The organism is Flavobacterium franklandianum, from assembly GCF_007097365.1.
In the GTDB taxonomy this organism is placed as follows: Bacteria; Bacteroidota; Bacteroidia; order Flavobacteriales; family Flavobacteriaceae; genus Flavobacterium; species Flavobacterium franklandianum.
The window spans coordinates 20,540-38,150 of the sequence record NZ_VJZR01000006.1 but is presented as its reverse complement, the minus strand read 5'-3'; the positions used below and the strand labels follow the sequence as shown (position 1 = coordinate 38,150).

The 17,611-nt window shown below is 35.1% G+C and carries 12 protein-coding genes; 4 read left to right on the top strand and 8 right to left on the bottom strand.

Annotated features, from left to right (window positions below):
* Window positions 1-138: 138 nt before the first annotated feature.
* Window positions 139-2,151, bottom strand: coding sequence for a T9SS type A sorting domain-containing protein (locus FNW17_RS08740; RefSeq protein ID WP_144071443.1), 2,013 nt, complete (start codon window positions 2,149-2,151; stop codon window positions 139-141).
* A 359-nt stretch (window positions 2,152-2,510) separates the two neighbouring features.
* A complete protein-coding gene (gene ppdK, locus FNW17_RS08735) occupies window positions 2,511-5,264 on the bottom strand; it encodes a pyruvate, phosphate dikinase (protein WP_144071442.1) in 2,754 nt (917 codons plus the stop codon).
* Between the two features lie 361 nt (window positions 5,265-5,625).
* On the opposite strand from ppdK, the gene FNW17_RS08730 reads away from it, so the two are divergent.
* Together FNW17_RS08730 and acs are read left to right on the top strand one after the other, a co-directional pair.
* A complete protein-coding gene (locus FNW17_RS08730; RefSeq protein WP_143389662.1) occupies window positions 5,626-6,186 on the top strand; it encodes an acetate uptake transporter in 561 nt (186 codons plus the stop codon).
* 115 nt (window positions 6,187-6,301) lie between these two features.
* The gene (gene acs / locus FNW17_RS08725) at window positions 6,302-8,212 is read left to right on the top strand and encodes an acetate--CoA ligase (RefSeq protein WP_262710847.1); all 1,911 of its coding nucleotides are present in this window, start codon (window positions 6,302-6,304) and stop codon (window positions 8,210-8,212) included.
* 55 nt (window positions 8,213-8,267) lie between these two features.
* Here acs and FNW17_RS08720 read toward each other — a convergent pair whose 3' ends face one another.
* Entirely contained in the window at window positions 8,268-8,465 is a 198-nt protein-coding gene (locus FNW17_RS08720; protein WP_144071441.1) for a hypothetical protein, read from the bottom strand.
* 136 nt (window positions 8,466-8,601) lie between these two features.
* Window positions 8,602-9,264, bottom strand: a complete 663-nt coding sequence (gene mnmD / locus FNW17_RS08715; protein ID WP_144071440.1) for a tRNA (5-methylaminomethyl-2-thiouridine)(34)-methyltransferase MnmD — start codon at window positions 9,262-9,264, stop codon at window positions 8,602-8,604.
* 280 nt (window positions 9,265-9,544) lie between these two features.
* On the opposite strand from mnmD, the gene FNW17_RS08710 reads away from it, so the two are divergent.
* Window positions 9,545-10,612, top strand: a complete 1,068-nt coding sequence (locus FNW17_RS08710) for a branched-chain amino acid aminotransferase (protein WP_144071439.1) — start codon at window positions 9,545-9,547, stop codon at window positions 10,610-10,612.
* Between the two features lie 332 nt (window positions 10,613-10,944).
* Here FNW17_RS08710 and FNW17_RS08705 read toward each other — a convergent pair whose 3' ends face one another.
* Window positions 10,945-11,334: a pyrophosphohydrolase domain-containing protein gene (locus FNW17_RS08705; protein WP_143389657.1), complete on the bottom strand. Its 390-nt coding sequence runs from the start codon at window positions 11,332-11,334 to the stop codon at window positions 10,945-10,947.
* A gap of 79 nt (window positions 11,335-11,413) precedes the next feature.
* On the opposite strand from FNW17_RS08705, the gene FNW17_RS08700 reads away from it, so the two are divergent.
* On the top strand, window positions 11,414-11,602 hold the full coding sequence (locus FNW17_RS08700) for a hypothetical protein (protein WP_143389656.1): 189 nt from the start codon (window positions 11,414-11,416) through the stop codon (window positions 11,600-11,602).
* Window positions 11,603-11,774: 172 nt separating this feature from the next.
* Here FNW17_RS08700 and FNW17_RS08695 read toward each other — a convergent pair whose 3' ends face one another.
* The 3 genes from FNW17_RS08695 to FNW17_RS08685 form a co-directional block, all read right to left on the bottom strand.
* Window positions 11,775-13,328, bottom strand: coding sequence for a T9SS type A sorting domain-containing protein (locus tag FNW17_RS08695; protein ID WP_144071438.1), 1,554 nt, complete (start codon window positions 13,326-13,328; stop codon window positions 11,775-11,777).
* A gap of 237 nt (window positions 13,329-13,565) precedes the next feature.
* On the bottom strand, window positions 13,566-16,451 hold the full coding sequence (locus FNW17_RS08690; RefSeq protein ID WP_143389654.1) for an alpha-amylase family glycosyl hydrolase: 2,886 nt from the start codon (window positions 16,449-16,451) through the stop codon (window positions 13,566-13,568).
* Between the two features lie 65 nt (window positions 16,452-16,516).
* The gene (locus FNW17_RS08685) at window positions 16,517-17,587 is read right to left on the bottom strand and encodes a SusE domain-containing protein (protein WP_143389653.1); all 1,071 of its coding nucleotides are present in this window, start codon (window positions 17,585-17,587) and stop codon (window positions 16,517-16,519) included.
* Window positions 17,588-17,611: the final 24 nt, after the last annotated feature.

The window sequence follows — 17,611 nt, the reverse complement described above, 5'->3', positions numbered from 1 at the left end:
GCTGTATGATTTCAGAACGATTAAAACTGCTTTTCAAACTTATACCGATAGCAATGATTTACTTCGTCTGTTCGGTATAGTTCGGGAGAATATTTTATTTATCAGAGCGATCGGGTCACCCTATATAAAAGAGGTACACTATTCTACAATGATTTTTTTGGTTATATTGGCGATTTCAGCTTGCAAATAAAGGTAATAAATACCTTTGGTCAAACTTTCCAAATCGATGGTGTTGTTAGTGGCTGCGCCAAACGATTTCGTTTTTACCAATTTTCCCAACACATCATATACACTGGATTTTTGCAAAACAACATTGTCAATATGTATTTCTCCTTTGGTTGGATTGGGGTAGATAGAAACGGCATTAAAAAAGGTGTTTTCGAGTCCTAAAGTTGTGCAAAGTGTTTCATAGCTTGCCCCGGTATCTTTTAAAGTCGACCAATTTATATCCGAATACATTTTGTCATCCACTAGTATACAAGTAAGCTTAAGGTTACCTTTGAAATACAAATATCCTTTGTCAAAAACAGTGTTATTCCCATTTTTCAAATTCAAACTCAATAGGGAATTGGAACTACAACTTAAATTAGTCAACGCTACATTTTTAGAAACATCAAGAGCTGTTAGTTGATTAAAGTGACAATATAAAATTTTCAATACTACATTTTTAGAAACATCAAGAGCCGTGAGTTTATTAGCGCCCGAATATAAAGTCCGCAACCCTATATTTTTTGAAACGTCAAGAGCAGCGAGTTGATTAGAGTGACAATATAAATAAGCCAAGGCTACATTTTTAGAAACATCAAGAGTGGCAAGTTGATTAGAACCACAATATAAAGTCTTCAACGCTAAACTATTAGTAACATCAAGGGCGGTAAGTTGATTAGAGCCACAATATAAAGTCTTCAACGCTACATTTTTAGTAACATCAAGGGCCGTGAGTTGATTGGAGCCACAATATAAAGTCTTCAACGCTACATTTTTAACAACATCAAGAGCGGTGAGTTGATTGGAGGTAAATTCTAAATTAATTAACGCTACATTTTTAGAAATATCAATAGCTGTGAGTTGATTAGAGGAAAACTCTAAATTAGTCAAACCTACATTTTTAGAAACATCAAGAGCTGTTAATTGATTAGAGTGACAATATAAATTAGTCAAAGCTACATTTTTAGAAACATCAAGAAAGGCGAGTTGATTAGAGTTGCAAAGTAAAGTATTTAGTGCTAGATTTTTAGAGACATCCAGATACTTTAGTTGATTCGAGTTACACTCTAAGGCAGTCAACCCAATATTTTTAGTAACATCAATAGCTGTAAGTTGATTCGAACTACACTCCAAATTAATCAACGCTATATTTTTAGAAATATCAAGAGCAGTGAGTTGATTTGATTCACATTCCAAATTAGTCAATGCTCCATTTTTAGAAATATCAAGATTGGCAATTTGATTTAAAGAACACTCTAAATTAGTCAACGCTCCATTTTCAGAAACATCTAGAGTAGTGAGTTGATTTAAGCTACACATTAAATTAGTCAATGCTCCATTTGTAGTAACATCAAGAACGTTGAGTTGATTAGAGTGACAAGCTAAAGCCCTTAAAGCTAAATTTTTTGCTACATCAAGAGTGACTAGTTGATTGGATTGACAGTATAAATCAGTCAAAGCTTCATTTTTAGTAATATCAAGAGTGCTTAGTAGATTAAAGGAACAATTTAAAAAAGTCAACGCTACAATTTTTGAAACATCAAGATTGGTCAGCTGATTAGAGTAACAATATAAAGACTTCAATGCTACATTTTCATCAAAATCAAGTTCGGCGAGTTGATTCGAGTAACAATACAAAGCAGTCAGCGCTACATTTTTTGAAACATCAAGTACAGTGAGTTGATTGGAGTAACAATACAAAACCTTCAATGACGTAAAGTCTTGAATTCCAGTTAAATCTCTAATTGAATTACTTGATACATTTAAATTACTTACTGTTCTTACATTTACAGTTAGAACTTTTCCATCGGGAATACCAGAATCTATGCCAAGAGCAATTAATTTTTTCTCGAAATTAAAATCCGGGAGGATTGTAAATTGTGCCGATGCAGTAAAGCTAACTAAAAAAATATCAATACAAAAATATATAATTCTTGTTTTCATAACGATATAATTTAATACTTCTCAAATATAATCATTTTAAAATAAATAATATTAATATTTTTAACAATTTAATTAATTTATTTTTATTATTAATAATTGTTAAATTTTAGGTTTCTAGTTGGATTGTAGCGTCAGTGGAGAACAATAAAAGCGAACCGCTAGGGTTACAAATCCGCTATCGTTCGAGAGATTATTTTGTTATATCAGAGCGATCGGGTAATTTTAAATTTTACTCCTAAATTATACGGTTTTTAAATAAATTAATGCCTGAGCCTAAATAATTATTTCCGATTTAAACAAAAAAACGACACCCTTTTCAGGATGCCGTCATTCATTATAAATATTCAGGTAATTAAAATTTATTTTCTTGGAAATTGCAAAGCTGCTTGCGCTGCTGCTAATCGTGCTATTGGCACACGGAAAGGAGAACAACTTACATAGTTCATCCCAATTTTGTGACAGAAAACAACACTTTCAGGGTCGCCACCGTGTTCACCACAAATACCAACTTTTAAATTTGGTTTGGTTTTACGGCCTCTTTCTACTCCAATTTTTATCAACTCTCCCACCCCTTCTTGGTCAATGGTTTGGAAAGGATCGTCTGGAAGAATTCCAAGGTCAAGATATTTAGGAAGGAATCCACCAATATCATCACGACTGAAACCAAAACTCATTTGTGTTAAATCGTTGGTTCCAAAGCTAAAGAAATCAGCTTCTTCGGCCATACTATCAGCTTTTAGAGCGGCACGAGGGATTTCGATCATTGTTCCGTATAAATAAGGTATTTCTTTAACGCCTAATTTTTCACAAGTTTCTTTGTAAACAGCATCCACTATTGCTCTTTGATGTTTTAATTCATTTTTCGAACAAGTCACAGGAACCATAATTTCTGGCATTGCTTTTTTACCTTCCTGAATCAACTCAGCCGAGGCTTCAAAGATCGCTCTAATTTGCATTTCGGTAATTTCAGGATAACTCACTCCTAAACGAACACCTCTATGACCTAGCATTGGATTATTTTCGTGTAGCGCCAAAACTCTTCGGTTCAAAACACTCATACTGATTCCTAATTCTTTGCTTAACTGAATCAATTTTTCTTTATCGTGAGGAACAAATTCGTGCAATGGCGGATCGAGTAACCGAATTGTCACTGGAAAACCACTCATTACGCCTAAAGTTCTTTTGATATCTTTTTTTACAAATTTGAACAAACCATTCAAAGCTTCTCTTCTTTCTTTTTCGGTTTTGCTCACAATCATTTTGCGTAATAAAAATAAAGGTTGGTCACTTCCTTCGCCGTAAAACATATGCTCTGTTCGGAAAAGTCCAATTCCTTCGGCTCCAAATTTTGCACCTTGTTCCGCATCACCTGGAGTTTCAGCATTGGTACGAACACCAATTACTTTGGTTTTGTCTACCAATTTCATTAGGTTTTTGTACGATTGATTTTTATCTAAATCTACGTCAACCAATTCCATACTTCCTAAGTAAACCAGCCCTTTTGTTCCATCTAAACTCAACCAATCTCCTTCTTTGATAAAAGTACCATCGTTGGCTCTAAACGATTTGGTTTCACTATTTATTTGGATATCATTACAACCCACGATACAACATTTTCCCCAACCTCTGGCTACTAATGCAGCGTGTGATGTCATTCCTCCTTTTGTGGTCAAGATGGCTTGCGATTTGTGCATTCCATCTACATCTTCAGGAGAGGTTTCTTCTCTTACCAAGATTACTTTTTCGCCACGGCTAGCCCATTCAACAGCATCATTAGACGAGAAAACAACACGTCCTATTGCTCCACCTGGCCCAGCAGGCAATCCTTTTGCTACTGCTTTGGTTATTTTTTGAATTTCTGGATTTAACATCGGTAATAACAATTCGACTAATTGGTTTGGTCCCACTCGCATCACGGCAGTATTGGCATCAATTAATTTAGAATTGTACATATCGCTGGCAATTTTTACAGCGGCAACCCCATTACGTTTTCCGATTCGGCATTGTAACATATAGAGCGTTCCTTTTTCGATAGTAAACTCAATATCTTGCATGTCTTTGTAATGATTTTCCAATCTGTTTTGAATTTCGAACAGTTGTTTGTAAGCCACAGGCATTATTTCTTCAAGAGTTGGCAGTAGTCTGCTATGGTCATTTTTAGATTTGTCATTTACTGGAGCTGGAGTTCTAATACCTGCAACCACATCTTCACCTTGAGCATTGATTAAATATTCTCCATAAAAATAATCTTCTCCATTTCCTGGATTTCTAGTAAAAGCAACACCCGTAGCACTTGAATCTCCCATATTTCCAAAAACCATGGCTTGTACATTTACTGCAGTTCCCCATTGGTGTGGAATATTTTCGATGCGACGGTATTCGATAGCTCTTTTTCCCATCCAACTGCTAAATACGCCTCCAATGCTTCCCCATAATTGTTCATTAGGATCTTCTGGAAAGGGTTGTCCAAGCACTTTAATTATGGTCGCTTTAAATTCTTTTACCAATGCTTTTAATTCGGCTACAGTTAAATCGGTATCAAATTGATATCCTTGTTTGTGTTTTACTTTTTCTAATTTTTCGTCTAATACTTTTCGAATTCCTTTTCCGTCTTTTGGCTCAATTCCGGCGGCTTTTTCCATCACCACATCGGCATACATCATAATCAAACGACGGTAAGCATCATAGGCAAAACGAGCATCACCCGACTGTTTGATAACCCCTTCTATAGTTTGTTCGTTGAGTCCAATATTCAAAACGGTATCCATCATTCCTGGCATTGATTTTCTAGCACCAGAACGAACAGAAAGCAATAACGGATTGTTTAGATCGCCAAATTTTTTGCCCATTATTTTTTCTACAGCTGCCAGGGCTTTAACTGCTTGCGCTTGAAGTTCAGCTGGGTATTTTTTTTTATTGTCGTAATATGCGGTACATACTTCGGTAGTGAGCGTATATCCTGGGGGAACAGGTAACATAAGATTAGGATGACCTGCCATTTCGGCTAGATTCGCTCCTTTTCCTCCCAATAAGTTTTTCATAGATTCATTGCCATCAGCTTTGCCACCACCAAAAGAATAGACGTATTTTGGGGCTTTTGTTTCATTTGCCATTTTATTAAATTTTATATGTTATTTTTATATTCATTCAAAGGTAGAGGCAATACAACTAAAAAAAAATGATAATTATCATATTAGAAATTACGGCAACTGACTTCCACTATTTGAATTTTTAGAACCCAAAAAAAACCAATAACATCCGTTTTGATTTTCAAAATTTTTTGGAACATAACTTCTTTTACTTCAAAATTAATTAAAAATCAACTCTGTTATCGTAATTCGAAAGTAGGAAGGCTTACAAAAAAATATTCGAAAAATCCAACAGGTTTGATATATTTGTGAAATCTATCTTTAAAAGATTGATGGATTTTAAAAATTTATATTATTTCTAACCAAAAAACAACTTACTTTTATTATGGAACAAATTATCAAAGACACAACAGCCAATCCAGCACCATTAGGCCTTTTTGGTTTCGGGATGACTACTATTCTTTTGAACATTCACAATGCGGGTTTCTATGAAGTCAACTCAATGATTATGGGAATGGGACTGTTTTTTGGCGGAACGCAACAAGTCATTGCAGGAATTATGGAATGGAAAAAAGGAAATGGTTTTGGGATGGCGGCATTTACCTCCTACGGTTTCTTTTGGTTGTCACTAGTTGCCATTTGGATTCTTCCTTTAATGGGAGTTACAAAACCTGACGGTGCATCTATGGGTTGTTATTTGGGACTTTGGGGTTTATTTACTTTAGCCTTCTTTATCGGAACATTGAATGGAAATACTATTGGCAAACTTATTTTTGGCTCATTAGTCATTTTGTTTGCTCTTCTTTCTGCAGCAAGTTTCACTGGTAATGAATCCATTCATACGATTGCAGGTTACGAAGGGATTCTATGTGGCTTTTTTGCTTTTTATGAAGGAGCAGCTATCGTAATCAATGAAAAAATAGGGCGAAAAGTATTGCCTTTATAATATTGAACATAATTTGTTGTTAAATCAGTATCTTTACTTTCTCTTCTACAGAAATAGAATTTAAATTTGTTTCCAACATAATTAATTTAAGACTTTTACACCCAAAAATAAAAATATAATGAGTTACTACAAAATCGAGAATTTAGAACAATACTTCAAACACTATAATAAATCTGTTCGAGAGCCAAGAAAATTTTGGAGTAAGATTGCTTCAGAAAACTTTACTTGGTACCAAGAATCTGAAAAAATAGTTGAGTTTGATATGGCTGAGGCTAAAATTAAATGGTTTGTTGATGCCAAGGTCAATATTGTAAAAAACTGTCTGGATAGACATCTTTCAAAGCGAGGCGAAAAAACAGCTATTATTTTTGAACCCAACAATCCCAATGATTCAGCGGAACATATTACCTATAACGATTTGTATTCAAGGGTTTCAAAAATGGCTAATGTGCTTCGTGAACAAGGCATAAAAAAAGGCGATAGAGTTTGTATCTATTTGCCAATGATTCCTGAGATTGCAGTTTCGGTTCTGGCTTGTGCTAGAATTGGCGCCATCCATTCGGTTGTATTTGCTGGATTTTCAGCTTCGGCTGTAGCCACAAGAATCAACGATAGTGAATGCAAAATGGTTATCACTTCGGATGGTGGATTTAGAGGCGAAAAAACAATCGATTTGAAAGGAATCATCGATGAAGCTCTACTAAATTGTCCTTCTGTAGAAAATGTATTGGTAGTCAAAAGAACCAACTCTTCTATCAAAATGAAAGAAGGTCGTGACCAATGGCTACAACCACTTACTGAAGCTGCGTCAGACAATTGCATAGCCGAAATAATGGATTCTGAAGATCCCTTATTTATTCTTTATACTTCTGGCTCCACAGGAAAACCAAAAGGAATGGTGCATACTACTGCTGGGTACATGGTTTACACCGCTTATTCTTTTAAAAATGTTTTCAATTACGAAGAAAATGATGTGTTTTGGTGTACTGCAGATATTGGCTGGATTACTGGACATTCCTATATTTTATATGGTCCATTATTGAATGGTGCAACTACAGTCATGTTTGAAGGAGTTCCAACTTATCCTGATTTTAGTCGTTTTTGGGAAATCATAGAAAAACATAAAGTGACTCAGTTTTACACCGCTCCAACCGCCATTCGTTCTTTGGCAAAAGAAAATTTGTCCTACGTACAAAAATATCCACTAAAATCGCTAAAAGTTATTGGCTCTGTGGGAGAACCTATCAATGAGGAAGCTTGGCACTGGTACAACGACCACGTTGGCGGAAAACGTTGTCCACTCGTTGATACTTGGTGGCAAACAGAAACTGGAGGAATTTTGATTTCAGCCTTAGCTTTTATAACGCCAACAAAACCAACATACGCTTCTTTGCCTCTACCAGGAATTCAAGTGGTTTTAATGGATGAAAAACGCAACGAAATAGAAGACAATCAAGTAACTGGAAGCCTTTGTATTAAATTTCCTTGGCCAGGAATTGCCAGAACTATTTGGGGAGATCATCAAAGGTATAAAGACACATATTTCAGTGCTTTTCCAGGAAAATACTTCACTGGAGACGGAGCATTGCGTGATGAAGTAGGGTATTATAGAATTACAGGTCGTGTAGATGATGTGATTATCGTTTCTGGGCATAATCTGGGAACAGCTCCAATCGAAGATGCGATAAACGAACATCCAGCAGTTGCCGAAAGTGCCGTTGTAGGTTTTCCACACGATGTCAAAGGAAATGCTTTGTATGGTTTTGTTATCCTAAAAGAATCTGGAGAATATAGAGATAGAGCCAACTTGACCAAAGAGATCAACCAACATATTTCGGATCACATAGGGCCAATTGCAAAGCTGGATAAAATTCAATTTGTATCAGGCTTGCCAAAAACCCGTTCTGGTAAAATTATGCGTCGCATTTTGCGCAAAATAGCCGAAGGTGATTTCTCAAATTTTGGAGACACGAGTACTTTATTAAATCCTGAAATTGTAGATGAAATTAAAGAAGGTAGATTGTAAAAAATATTGAATTCAAAAGCAAAGGCTGTCTCTTTTCGAGGCAGCCTTTTTTATTTTAGTTGTTCACAATTAGTAAACATTGTTTTAATTCTGGTTTTTCGATGATGAAGTTTAGTAACCATTCTCGCAACAACTCCATTTCGTAGGGTAACAATGATTTTATTGCTTTTTCTAATTCTTTGCAAAATAGTGTGACATCAAAACTTACTCTTTCTAGAACTGTTTTAGTATAATCAAACATTACTTTAGACATAATTAATATAGATTAAGGATTAGAATTGATAATAGAACATTGTAAAAATAGGCAATTGTTTTTGACAAACACAAAAATTAACAATGAATTGTGATGCGGTTTTATTGTATGAAATAGCTTAATTTAAAATAAAAAATCACCCTTTTCTTGCACGAAACATTTCTCTTTTTCCTGGCGCTCCTTCGTGCTTTTCGACAGCAAAACCAGCTTCAATCATATTCCTTTTTATTATTCCACGGGCAGCATAAGTAACTAAAACTCCGTTTACTTGGAGCGCTTGGAACATTTTCTTGAAAATTGCCACACTCCACAATTCGGGCTGCACATCGTAACCAAAAGCATCAAAATAAATCAAGTCAAATTTTTGAATATCATCAATGTCTGCAAAAAATTGCTTCCTTTTTGTAAATACAAAGTCTTCATTCAAATCATTAGGCTCTTCCCAATTGCATTGATGTAATTTTTCAAAAATAAAGCTGTAGGATTCAGCATTTAATTCCGCTACATAATTCATCATTTCCGCTTCTTCTATAGAAACGGGAAAGGCTTCGACTCCCACGTAATTTACTTTTTGATTGAATTTTGGATATTCCAAAAAAGTGATAAAAGCATTCAAACCCGTTCCAAATCCAATTTCTAAAATAGAAACCGACTTGTTTTCGAACAATGAAAGCCCCTTTTTTATAAAAACATGCTGCGCTTCTTGAATGGCTCCAAATCGAGAATGATAACACTCATCCCATTCTTCAATATGTATGGTTGTAGAGCCGTCTCGGGTTTTAATTATATTTCTTTTCAAAGATTAGTTGTTTTTTTGGTTTTGAGTAAAGGTTTAAAAAAGTCAAATTTAATTAAATCCAATTTAGGATACCCATTAATGTTTCTTATTTATTAGATATTCCGTAAATTCAACTCCACATTTTATATTTTTTTTGAAATATATATAAATCTCAGTTTAATGTCATAAATACAATTTTTTTGATAACTAATATGATGTTTTTTGTTTAATTTTGCAAACGATTCATTCCTGTTGAATCATCTCTCTTTTATTAAAATATGTTTAAAATGAATACCTAATTATGAGCGCAACGCAAACCAATAAAATAGAAATCACAAAAGCTTCGACTTCAAAAATAAAAGATATAGATTTTGATAATTTGCATTTTGGCGAAGTTTTTACCGACCATTTATTTGAATGTGATTTCAAAAATGGAGCATGGCAAAAACCAACTATCAAACCTTATGCTCCCTTTTTATTAGATCCTTCGGCAAAAGTTTTTCATTACGGACAAGCTGTTTTTGAGGGAATGAAAGCCTACAAAGATGATAATGATTCCGTTTGGTTATTCAGACCTGATGAAAACTACCACCGTTTTAATAACTCTGCAACAAGAATGGCTATGCCAGAAGTCCCAGAGGAAATCTTTATGGAAGGGTTACATCAGTTATTGAAATTAGATGAAGCCTGGATTCAAAAAGGCAAAGGAAATACAATGTACATCAGACCTTTTATGATAGCGACAGGAACTGGAGTAATTGCCAATCCGTCTGAGGATTATAAATTTATGATTCTTTTATCGCCTGCAAAAGCGTATTATTCTGGTGAAGTAAAAGTATTGATTGCGGAACATTTCAGTAGAGCTGCCAATGGTGGAATTGGAGCTGCAAAAGCGGCTGGGAATTATGCTGCACAATTTTATCCAACCAATTTAGCAAACAAAGCAGGTTTCCAACAAGTGATTTGGACTGATGACGCCACGCATACCAAACTGGAAGAAGCTGGAACAATGAATGTGTTTTTCAGAATAAACGATACTTTATTTACCGCACCAACTAGCGAAAGAATTTTGGATGGTGTAACCAGAAAAAGTCTTATTGACTTGGCAAAACGCGAAGGAATCAATGTAGAAGTTCGTCCCGTTCTAGTTTCAGAATTAGTTGAAGGTGCTAAAAACGGTACTTTAAAAGAAATATTTGGCGCAGGAACAGCTGCTGTTGTAAACCCAATCATTGGATTTTCGTATCAGGATGTGTACTATGAATTACCAAAAATCGAAAATTCAATTGCATTGCAACTAAAAGACAAATTGACCAACATTCAACACAAACTCGCCGAAGATACTTTTGGGTGGACTGTTAAAGTGTAGATTGCAGGTTGCAGATTTCAGGTTGCAGGTTGCAGGATGCAGGATGCAGATTTCAGGTTGCAGGGATTCAGGATGCAGATTGCAGGTAGCAGATTTTAATAAATAGTACAAATAGTAAAAGCAGTTTAAAGATGATTGATTTCATTTTTAAACTGCTTTTTTATTTTTGAAATCTGCTACCTTTTTTTCTGGTATCTAAAATCTGCTACTTTTTTTTTCTGCTATCTGAAATCTGCAACCTTTTTTTCTGCTATCTGAAAACTGCTATCTGCTACCTTTTTTTTCCTGCTATCTGCAATCTTCTGTTACTGCTAACTGAAAACTGCAATCTGTTACCTTCCTCCAAGTATTTTCGAGAAATCGGGTTTGAAATAATTCGGACCTTTCATTACTTTTCCGTCTTCGCGATAAATGGGTTTTCCGTTTTCATCCAATTTACTCATATTGGAACGTTGGATTTCGTCGAAAACTTCTTCGATTTTGTGTTGCAATCCGTGTTCTATAATGGTTCCGCAAAGAATGTACATCATATCGCCCAAAGCATCGGCAATTTCTATTAAATCATTATTCTGAACTGCTTCAAGGTATTCCTCGTTTTCTTCTTTCATCAAATTGTAACGAAGAAGGTTTTTAGTTTCGCCCAAATCGGCTATTGGATTTTCACTATAATCAATTTTGAAAGTCGTATGAAACTCTTTGACTGCGTTGATTTGTTTTTGCATAATTTTATTTGATTAAATGAGTTGGCAAATTAGTAACTTTTCTTAAACAAATTCCTAAATTTACCCAAAAATTTATACTATGTTTAGTCAAGGTCAGATGTTGTTCGCCGGTTTTTTTGTTGTTGTTTTTATAATCGCAATGATTTATGCTTATAGAAAAGATGCCAAATTACACCAAGTATTCTACAAAGGGAATTTCAAGATTTTGATTGGTTTTGCCCTTTTTATAGTGCTTTTGTTTGTGATAAAAATATTTTTTAAACGATAGAATTGCTTTTGTTATGTCTTTTGTATTTTAAAAATTCTCATTGAATCAAAGCAGTTATTGAGTCTCGACTGCGCTCGACTTGACAAACCAATAAAACCTTAAAAAGTTTCTCCCAAAAAAAATCCCTTACTGTAATTTACAGTAAGGGATTAATTCAATTATTAAGTTAGGTTTATTCTTTCACTAATTTAAGTGTAGATTCACCATTTGCAGTTGCCACTTTTGCAAAATAAACTCCTTTTGAAAGTTCAGAAGCATTAACAGAAACTTCTTTAGAAGCTCCGAATTTTGTGTAAACTGCTTTTCCTTGTACATCATATACTTGTACTGAAGTTATTTCGTCATTTGAAGTGATGTTCCAGCTCCCTTTTGTTGGGTTTGGATACGCTTTGAAACTTTTAGTATCAAATTTAGTAACAGCTAAAGCTGTTCCAAAATCATAAGCTCCAGTTAATACATTAACTGTTAAGTTATAAGTTCCAGCAACTGTAGGTATATTGTTTCCAGTTTTTGTTCCTGCAGGAAACCCATCTCCTCCCCAGTCACCACCAGCCCAAGCATTGTTTAGACGGAATTTTGCACCTCCAGCTATTACAACTAAACCAGTTGAAGTATAGTTTACACCATCAACAGTTGATAATTGATGATTATCAATTGGCCCAGGATTTCCAGTTTCTCCTGGCCATCCACCAACTCCAGTACCAACAATTGAATAGGTAATTTTAGTGAAAGCATATGCTTTAGTATTTGCATTTAAAGTAACATTGTATGTCCCTGCATTTCCTGCTGGTACCACAATATTATTTGCACCATTTCCAGATCCTGTAGGGAAAGGAGCATCTCCATATTTTACATCCCAACCATTATTAGTTCGGAACAAAAGTTGACCAGGAACAATAGGAAGATTATTCAAAGTGTAAGTAACTCCATCATTTGTAGTCATTTGGTGAACGTCAATAGGTCCCGGATTATTAGCTTGACCTGGCCATCCATCAACACCAGTACCATCTCCAACGATACTTATACCAGGAAAAGTTGCTACAGTAAAAGTATATTTGTAAAGTGAGTAATCAAAAGTAACATCATAATCAATTCCTGTTGTATTTACAGGGATCATATCTGTAGGCGATAAAGCATCACCTGTTGGGAAAGTCAAACCACCAGCCAAAACTGCATCGATACTAAATTGACAAGTTCCAGGAACCAAAGTAACTTTTTTTGCAGTAAATATGATACCATCTGCAGTTGTTAAACTTGCTCCACCTGCAGCTGATACCGAAGTTCCTACAAGTTTAATAACAGGAAGTGGTGTTCCTGGTACAAATGACCAAGTTCCATTTATTCTGTCAAATGTAATTGTCCATACCCCTGCTTTACTTACAATATTTTTTCCTCCATCTGCTGGTGTAGCATTTGTTCCTGAAGGCCAACCACCATCAATTGTAAACTGAGCATCTGTAGGTCCCCAACCAAAAGTATTGGTTACAGTAGGAGCACATCCGGTTGTCCAACATTTACCTTCACGGAATTTTAATTCCCCATCTGTAAGTACTTTATCCACCAAAGAATAGGTAATCCCATCAGATGTTAATAACGGTGTTTCTGCCGTATCAGTCCATCCACCATTTCCAGAACCTATTAAGGTAATTGTTGGATAGGTTTGTGATTTACCGCTGAAGCTAAATAAAAACACAGCAATAAATAAATAAAATAATTTTGTTTTCATAATTGATACTATTTTTAGATTAATATCTTATAAAAGTATAAAAAACAGCTGAATAAAAAATGAATACTTCAAAAAAAAATCAACTACCACGTTTTCGTGTTGATAAGATTTTAATTTTTGGTTTTTTTTATAAGCCATCTAAAACCAACTATTAATATTGTCAAAAATAATAACGAAAAAGAGCAAAAAAATAAGGCTGTCTTTTGGGGACAGCCTTATTTTTTGAGGAAAAGAATATTATAGTTTTAACAACTTCATCACTTTCTGTTCGTTGTTTTCATCTACTGCTTTTACAAGGTAGATTCCACTATTCAAATCACTAATTGGATATTGATTTTCTTTGGATTGATTTGCATTGAAACTTTTGACCAATTGTCCTGTAATAGAATATATTTCTACTTTGGAAGTAGTGGCATTCAGCGTAAAATAATTCGTGGCTGGATTGGGGTACAAATATATTTCACCATTTACTTCGAAGGTATCAGTTCCTAACGTAGAAGGCTTATTGCCATAAATTCTATATCCACCGGCTTCAATAGCAATTGTTGCCGTCGTGCTTGTCACTTCAAACGAAGTGTTATCCATTAAGTTATACCAAGTTCCAATATAAGGAAAATTTGGAATGACATTTTGAGAATTAACATCAAAGTTTGTTAACACCACTACATTTTTTAATTGAGTAGCAGACATTGAATTATCCCAAATAAATAATTTAGGCGTAAAAGTATTTCCTGATTGAATATCAAAACCACTATTGGCAGTAATATTGGTATTAAAAACAGCTTCGGTAGTTTTCAGGCTAATCATTTTTGCCCAATCAAAATAGATTTTATTTCTATTGATATCACCCAGCCAATTGTTTACCCATTGAGGCTGTGGCTTAGTATCTAATTTGCAATCTCCCGGAGGAACTCCACCATCATAATCAGAGTTTACAGTTCCATTATTACACGTCCAAATAGACTTTTCCCAACCTAAAGCTCCAAAATGCCAAATCATTTTTGGCCCAGGAACAAGAAGAGAAACCGCACCAATTGCTGACATTCTGGATAGCGCAGTATTTAAATTTTTTACATTATGAGCAGGATTTGAACTTAAACCAAAAGTTACGTTTTTGTACATTAATTGTTCTTCATCATGACTTTCGGCATAACCCATAACTCGTTTTCCAGTAAAACCATGTGCATCATAACCCATTCTTTCAATATTGTTTGAAGAATTATACCCCATAGACAATTGATTGTATTCATTGGTCATTTTGCCCCACATCATCACTCCTTTACTTGGCGTTTCAGCAATTCTATAATTTGCCCATAATTGCTCTTCGTTGTCATTTCCTAAATGTTCAAAAATAGCGTAATGAGTTGGATCTAAACTCCAAGAATAATCGACATATTCCTTTAGTACGTCTACTCTATCTTGCTGAATAGTATTTGTACAATTATCTTGACCTCCAGCAACAGCCGAGGGACAATTTTGAGTAAATCCTTTGGTTAAATCCCAACGAAAACCGTCAATTTTATATTCTTCGATCCATTGTTTGACTACTCGTTTTACATAGGTTTTCGTTCTTGTTAGTTGATGATTATAATCATTTCCTACATTATAACTGTGCATTGCAGACACATTAAAATAAGGATTATCAGAAGCTGGACCTCCCCAACCGTCTCCGTCAGGATCATTCATCCACATTCTGTCCATGGGGCTTCTTCCAAAAGCATGATTTAAAGCCACATCCAGAATTACTGCTATTCCGTTTTGATGACACAAATCGACAAGCTCTTTTAGTTTAGAACTTGGACCATACGCTTTGTCTAAAGCCATATGAAACGAAGTGTTGTAGCCCCAGCTTTCGTTACCATCAAACTCCATTACTGGCATTAATTCGATAGCATTGATTTTTAAATTTTTGAAATAATCAATTTTGTTAATCAGGTTTTGATAACTTCTGTTGGCGTCAAAATCACGAACCAATACTTCGTAAACTACTAGCTTGTCTTTTTCTGGTTTTACAAAGTTGGTCGTTGCAGCACTCCAAGCATAAGGTGTTTGTCCTGTTTGCAACACGGTAACTTCTCTGTCTTGGCCTGCTGGATAAGCCGGAAGATTTGGATAGTTTCCTGCTGGAATCCAAGGATCATCCTCCTTATTCAACACCAAAGTAGAATAGGGATCGGCTGTTTTGACTAAAACTGGAGAACCGGATACAGGAGACTCGTCAACCACCCAATATTGGTAAGTATAATTTGTTCCCGAAACCAATCCTGTGAGTTCTAACCAAAATTTAGTTGAACCTGCTGTGGCATCTTTTTTCATGGCGTAAGTTGCTCCAGGTTGCCAGTTATTGAAACTTCCAGCTACATAAATAAAATCTTTTCCTGGCGCATCTAAAACCAATGTTGCTTTGGTAGCGTCGACAGTATTGTAATTGATTCCTTCGACTAAACCTGCAGGTATTGTCTCAGAAACAGTTCCTGGATTTACAATTACTGTAAATTTTTTCGAAAAGGTGGTGGCTCCTTGTGTGATTCGTAAATCATAGCTTTTGTTGGCAAGTATATTATTATCTGTAAAAGAATACGAAGAACCAACAAAAGTATTGATGCTTGTTCCGTTTGCAAATAAATTGTAATTAGCATTCCCGTTTGTATTGTTTGCCGCAACAGTTAAGCTGCTTCCAGAGTTTATAATAGTATTGTACAAAACAGGCGAAGTTAGTGTAGCTTGAAAATTACCAACAGAAATAAATATATCTGGCGATGTTTGAACACTTCCATTCGCATTTCTGAACACTACACAAATTTCGGTAATTGAACTTGTTGTAGGCACTCCAAAATAAGTATATAAATCGGGAGTTAAATCCAATTTATATGTTGTTCCAGATACTAAAGTCAATAGCGGTGCATTAGTAGTTCCCCAAGTTCCTTTAGTATTTTGCCATCGTGTGCCATTAACATTTACACCTATGTGAGCATAAATAGCCGTTGTGGCGGCTAATGGAGTTCCAGATTTGTCAAAATTGATGGTTACTGGGCCTTCGGCCAAAGCAGGTGATGGAACTGTTGTGGTTTGAGAGAAACCAACAGTAGTCATCAGTAAAAAGAAAAAAATAATTTTTTTCATATCCAAATTCGTTTAATTATAAAAAGGGCTGTTCAAAAAAACAGCCCTTTTTAAATGATTTTTAATTATTGTTTAACGAGCGTATAAGTATACCCTCTTGGCGTATTTAAATCCAGAGTGACGGTATATGTAGAAGCAGTCGTTCCCGCCAAATAAATATCTTTACCGTTGTAACTCAAAACTGTTCCGGCATAGTTAGCCCCAACTTTAGTTTCGTCAAATGCTCCTAAAATCAAGGTAGAAGCTGTATTTCTAAATCGGAAAGGTTTACCTCCATTTAAAAGTACAGTGAGTTCCCATTTTTTGGTAGCTGTATTGTAAATCATTTTTCTATTTACTCCGGTTGGATTAGGTTTTGCTAGACCATATATTCCCCATTCACTTACTGTCAAAGAATAAGTTGTTGGGCTTTTGCTAATATCTGCTTTTATCAAATAAAATCCTGCTGTTGTTACATTAATAGCAGCTCCATTCAATACTAAAGCGCCACTACCATTATCTCCATAATATGGATTTGATGATTGAAATACGCCTCCTACTGAAGTGTAAAATCTATAAGTCCCTACTTCCAACCATGCATATCCTTCACAATCACTGGTGTACAAACTAGATGATTTTGTTTTTGGCGCATTTGCAGGATTGTCTCCCACTTTTGTAAAAGCCAAAAATAATTGAGCAAAAGGAGTAACCTTCATATTTAACGTATTAGAATATTGCACAAAATTATTTGTGTTTTCTCCTAATACCGATTTTACTCTGATATCTATATCTGCCACTGCATCTGGCACAAATCCATTGGCTAAAAGGATTGCATTGATATAACCTTCTTGCCACACCACTGTTAGGGCAGTTGAAGGAGTATTTGCTACGATTGGTTTTTCGAAATTCGTACCAGCTTTTGCAATTTCTAGTGTGTATTTTGGAGAAACTGTAGTAACTCCACTATCAGCAGGACCCCAAGTTAGTGTGGCCAATAAATTATCCCCATCTAAAGGAGACAAAACGAATGGACCTGTTGGATTCAGTGCATTTAGCGTGAACCCATTAGGAGAAACCTTTGGGTCAATTGTATCAGTGCATGAAGCAAATGAAATAAGCAAAAATGCAAAAGCCGTTATCTTTAAAATATTTTTCATTGTATATATTTATTTAATATCAAT